The organism is Streptomyces sp. NH27, from assembly GCF_056859195.1.
Genome location: NZ_JACEGK010000580.1, coordinates 1 through 4,761 on the forward strand (window position 1 = coordinate 1; position 4,761 = coordinate 4,761).

At 72.2% G+C, this 4,761-nt stretch carries 5 protein-coding genes and 1 pseudogene; 3 read left to right on the forward strand and 3 right to left on the reverse strand.

Features of this window, described 5'->3' with window-relative positions:
• Positions 1-723: uracil-DNA glycosylase (locus AC13HU_RS32335; protein ID WP_483045541.1), on the forward strand; the 723-nt coding region annotated here is incomplete at its 5' end.
• Between the two features lie 522 nt (positions 724-1,245).
• On the opposite strand, the pseudogene AC13HU_RS32340 reads toward AC13HU_RS32335, so the two are convergent.
• From AC13HU_RS32340 to AC13HU_RS32350, 3 genes and pseudogenes are all read right to left on the reverse strand, one after another.
• Positions 1,246-1,500 (reverse strand): annotated as a pseudogene (locus AC13HU_RS32340) (EamA family transporter); the annotation flags it as partial.
• 169 nt (positions 1,501-1,669) lie between these two features.
• Positions 1,670-2,470, reverse strand: coding sequence for a GH25 family lysozyme (locus AC13HU_RS32345; RefSeq protein WP_483045545.1), 801 nt, complete (start codon positions 2,468-2,470; stop codon positions 1,670-1,672).
• 588 nt (positions 2,471-3,058) lie between these two features.
• On the reverse strand, positions 3,059-3,484 hold the full coding sequence (locus tag AC13HU_RS32350) for an NUDIX hydrolase (RefSeq protein ID WP_483045542.1): 426 nt from the start codon (positions 3,482-3,484) through the stop codon (positions 3,059-3,061).
• Positions 3,485-3,580: 96 nt separating this feature from the next.
• Here AC13HU_RS32350 and AC13HU_RS32355 point away from each other — a divergent pair, with 96 nt between their 5' ends.
• Positions 3,581-4,123 carry a CbrC family protein gene (locus tag AC13HU_RS32355; RefSeq protein WP_483045543.1) on the forward strand — a complete coding sequence of 181 codons (543 nt, stop codon included), beginning with the start codon at positions 3,581-3,583 and terminating at the stop codon, positions 4,121-4,123.
• Between the two features lie 33 nt (positions 4,124-4,156).
• A complete protein-coding gene (locus tag AC13HU_RS32360) occupies positions 4,157-4,735 on the forward strand; it encodes a hypothetical protein (protein WP_483045544.1) in 579 nt (192 codons plus the stop codon).
• Positions 4,736-4,761 lie beyond the last annotated feature (26 nt).

The following is a 4,761-nucleotide window of genomic DNA, read 5'->3' on the forward strand; positions in this document are numbered from 1 at the left end:
CGGTACGGGTCCGGGTCCGCGCAGGGGTGCGGGTGCCCGGGCGACGGGTGCGGGGCAGGGGTGGTGGCGGTGAGCGGGGTCGACACGGCGCGGTTCTGGTCGCTGCTGCGGGAACTGCCCGCACCCGACGACGCGGAGTTCCTGTACGGCGCGGACGAGGCGGGCCGGCTGCGGACGGACAACCTGCGCCGTTACCTGGAACTGATCGCCCGGAACCGGCCCGGCGTCATGCTGATCGGTGAGGCGCCGGGCTACCGCGGCCACACGATCAGCGGCATCTCGTTCACGAGCGTCCGCCAACTCACCGCCCGGCCAGGACTGATCACGGGTGACCCGGGCGGCGACGGGTTCCGGGTGCCGCAGGAGCCGGCGTACGGCTGGGAGGCGTCCTCGGCGGCGGTGTGGGGCGCGATGGCCTCGTGGCGCGGGGCGTTGCCGCTGTTCTGGCCGATCTATCCGCACCACCCGCACGAGCCGGGGCGACCTGCCACCAACCGCACCCCGCGCGCGGCCGAGGTCACTGCCGGTACTCCGGTCGCGCTCGCGCTGGCGGAGGCGTTCGCGATCACCACCTTCGTCGCCGTCGGCCGCAAGGCCGAGGCCGCGCTCGCCCGTAACGGTGTGGACGCGCTCGCCGTACGCCACCCCGCCCAGGGCGGCGCCCGCATCTTCGCCCGCCAACTCGCCGAGCTCAACGAGACGTTGGATGGTCCCGCGGAGTAAGTGGGCCTCTTTCCAACCGGGTTGCCCCGCCATGTGCGTGCTCGGACCTTGCGCCAGGCGGCCGTGTTCCCCCGATCGCGTCGCGGTCCTCACGTAGGGTGCGGTCGGGAGGACGCTCGGGACCGCCGCCGCGTTGCCGGGCCCGGCACGTCGCCATCGCCTCCGGGTTCGAACTGTCGCCGGACGAGGCCGACTTCTTCGACCGCCACCAGACCTACGACCGCTGCTACGCCGCCACCTATCTGGTGAACTGGCTGGTCACTGCCCTGTACGGCTACGAGCGCGGGGACCGGGAGGGCCGCTACGCCCTGGTGCGCTCCTACGCGCAAGGCCAGCGCCCCACCGGAATCCCGGAGCGCGCCGCGGCACTCCTCACGCCACGCGCCGATCGCCGCGGTGATGTCCGGCTTCTACCTCGATTTCCAGAACCGCACCCGGCGGACCCCCTACCCGCTGGACGAGATCCACCGACTCGAAGGGAGGGGCCAACTCGCCTGATCGGGAGGTCGGTCGGTCTCGGGTTCGGGCGCGTTGGGTCACGGTGATGCAGAGGAGGACGGCCACCGCGGTGAACGGTGTGACGGGGGAGAGGCGTTCGGCCAGGAGGAGCACGGACCACAGCAAGGTGGCGAGCGGCTGGGCGAGTTGGAGCTGGCTGGCCCGGGCGACCCCGATGGCGGCCATGCCGCGATACCAGACGACGAAGCCGCCGAACTGCGAGATCGCGGCGATGTAGAGCATGCCCGCCACCGCCCGGCCGGTGAGGTGTACGGACTCGGCCGGCCGGCCCGGTTCGGGCAGCACGGCGAGGCGGCAACGGACTGACCGCGCTGCCCGACACGGACGGGAGCACGCGCGGGCCAGGAGCCGCCGACGAGGACGCGCCCGGACGCCGATGCCGATGCGGTCGGCTCGCCGTCCGGGCGCGGGCGCCCCGACTACCCGGTCAGGGAGTGTTGTTGGCCAGCGCCAGCAGGCGGGAGCTGTCGGCGCTGAACCGGTCGCGGTCCACCGCGCCCGAGATGCCGCTCACCGATCCGGAGTCGGTGTACTGCCAGAACGTCCAGAACGGGAAGCCGCTCGGGATGGTGGGGCTCGAACCGGTCGTCCAGTACGCCACGTTCAGCGGGCTCCGGGCGGACATGCCGTTCCAGCCGCCGGTGCAGCTGTTCCACCAGCTCGGGCTGGTGTAGATGACGACGTCGCGGCTCGTCTTCGCCTTGTAGGTGTTGTAGAAGTCGAGGATCCACGACTGCATCGAGGCCGCCGACAGGCCGTAGCAGCCGCCTTCGAGGTCCAGCATCCCGGGCAGCGTCAGGTTGTCCGCCGACCAGGCGCCGCCGTGGGTGGCGAAGTAGGTGGCCTGGGTCGCGCCGCTGGAGAGGTCCGGGTGCGCGAAGTGGTAGGCGCCCCGGATCACCTTGGCGTTGTAGGCGTTCAGGTAGTTGGCGCTGAAGTTCGGGTCCGTGTACGTGGTGCCCTCGGTGGCCTTGATGTAGGCGAACTGGATGCCCGCGGCCTTCACCGACGACCAGTTGATCGACCCCTGGTAGTGCGAGACGTCGATCCCCTCGGGGTACGCCGCGGCCGGGGACATGATGCCCTTGGCGTCGAGCTGGAGGTGCTGCGTGTCCGGCTTGAAGTCCTTGCTGTCCTGGACGTAGCCGACGCCCATGTAGCCGTGGCCGAGCGGGATGGTGCTGCCCGACGGCGCGGGTGCGGCGGCGGCCGTGCCTGCCGTTGACATCGTCGCGGCCAGTGCCAGGCCGGCGGTGAGGACGGCGGCCGTCAGCAGCCTCCGCTGCACAGCCCGGGCGTTGCGGTTTCGGGAGAACAAGGCTTTCCTCCAGGCACGTTGGGGTGGGGGGAGCGTGCGGGTACGCGGTGTGCTCGTGCTCGTCCGATCAGCGGGGCTACGCGCGTAGCCCTGACCTTGCGAGTGATCGTGGGGTGCTGCCGTTCGGGGTGATGTGGTGCGGGTGAGGCGTTCGTGATGAACGCGCCACGAGTGACGCATGAACGACCCTGTGGCGTAAAGGGGTTGGGGAAATCCTCTGTGGTCCAGTCCAGTTGGCAGGTCGTGGAACTGCGGTGATGGGGCGTGGCCGTCGGTAACTTTCAGCGGCGTGAAAATTCGTTCGCACATGCGTTTGCCGTGCGATCACTTGACGGCAACTCCGCCGGCCCCGGACCGACGTGTGTCGAACCCGGACCGACGTGCGCTGACTTCGGGCCGACTGGGGCCCGCCCGGGCCGACATGTGCCGAGCTCGCGTCGGCTTCCGCCGGGCTCGCGCGGGATCACCCGGAGCTGGTGCCGGGAGGGGCACTACCGGTCAGGCGAGCATGCGCAGGGCGTCGGCGGCGGCCGGGGAGAGCTGCGAGTCGGACAGTTCGGACAAGGGTATCCAGCGGGCCGCGCTGGTGGAGCCGTCCTGCTCGGTGACGGTGAGCGGGCCGGGCGCGAGGCGGGCGAGGTAGAAGAGCCCGACCAGGTGCCAGCTGACGCCGAGACGGTGCGCGGAGTACGAGCGGGCGTCCAGCAGGCGGGCGTCGAGCAGTTCGAGGCCGGTCTCCTCCTGCAACTCCCGGGCGAGCGCGTCGGCCGGCTGCTCGCCGGGGTCGATGCCGCCACCCGGCAGATGCCACCGGCCGGGCTCGAACACCGGTGAGGCGTCGGAGAGTCGGGTGAGCAGCAACTGCTCGTCGGCGCGTGCGATCGCGTAGGCCGACACGCGGGTGCGTACGGGTTCCTCCGGCACGGCTGCTCCCTCCGGGGCGACTCGGTGTGACAGGACACCTATTTGATCATGCGGCCGGCCCGGGCGCGGCGCCGACGCGTTGGTACGGTCGCGCTCGTGACGGAGCCGCTGCCCCAATTCCCCTACCACCCGGACCCGCTGGCGACCGGCTCGATCGCCGCCGCCGCCGCCGACCGGACGTGCGTCTGCTGCGGGCGGGCCCGCGGCTACGTCTACCGCGGCCCGGTCCACGCCGAGGCCGACCTGGACGGCCGGATCTGCCCCTGGTGCGTGGCGGACGGCAGCGCCGCGCGCCGGTACGACGCCCACTTCATCGGGGACCCGATCGGCGACGACGTGCCGCTGGAGATCCTGCTCAAGGTGGACCGCCACACCCCCGGGTACAGCGCGTGGCAGGACCCCCGCTGGTACTTCCACTGCGGCGACGGTGCCGCGTTCCTCGGCGCGGTCGGCGCGGCCGAACTCGCCGCCTACCCGGACGCGTTGGCCTTCCTGCGGGCTGAGATCGAGAGCTGGGGCTGGGCTGCCGCCGACATCGCGAACCACCTTGCCGCGCTGGACCGCGATGGCCAACCGACCGCGTACCTCTTCCGCTGCCGGGTGTGCGGCACCCACCTCGCCCACTCCGATTTTACGTAGCGCGGGTGCGGCGGGGCGGGGCAGGATGCAGCGGTGAAGACAGCCACCGGCCCCGCCTCTCCTGCCGCGCGCGGCGCCGTGCCCGCCGACGTCCGCCGGCGGCTGCGGGACGCGGTTCGCCTGCGCGGGGACAATCTGATCGCCGACATGTCCGGCTGGTGGGCCGACCCGGCCCTGCTCGCCGACCTCGGCCGCGCGCTCATCGGGCTGCACCCTGGCGCCGCACCCACGCTCGTGATCGCGCCCGAGTCCACCGGCTTCCTGCTGGGGCCGCTCGCCGCGGTCGCGGCCGGCGCGGGCTTCGTGGAGATGCGCAGGGGCATGGCGGAGCAGTCGGTCCAGGACCAGGTACTGCTGCGCAACACCCCGCCCGACTACCGGGACCGCACCATCACCTGGAGCGTCCGCAGGCGCCGGCTCCACCCCGGCCCTCGGGTGCTCTTCGTCGACGACTGGGCCGATACCGCGGCCACCGCCACCACCGCCCGACGGCTCGTCGAGGACTGCGGCGCCACCTGGGCCGGCGCGGCCGTCCTGGTCGACGAGACCACCCCGGCCAACCGCCGCGACCTCAACCTCCGCGGCCTGCTGCACCCCCGTGAACTGAGCTGAATCCCCGCCGAGGCACGTCCGTACGA

Coding starts and splice junctions, on each gene's coding strand:
- AC13HU_RS32345 (WP_483045545.1), bottom strand. CDS start 2,470: ATGTCAACGGCAGGCACGGCCGCCGCCGCACCCGCGCCGTCGGGCAGC.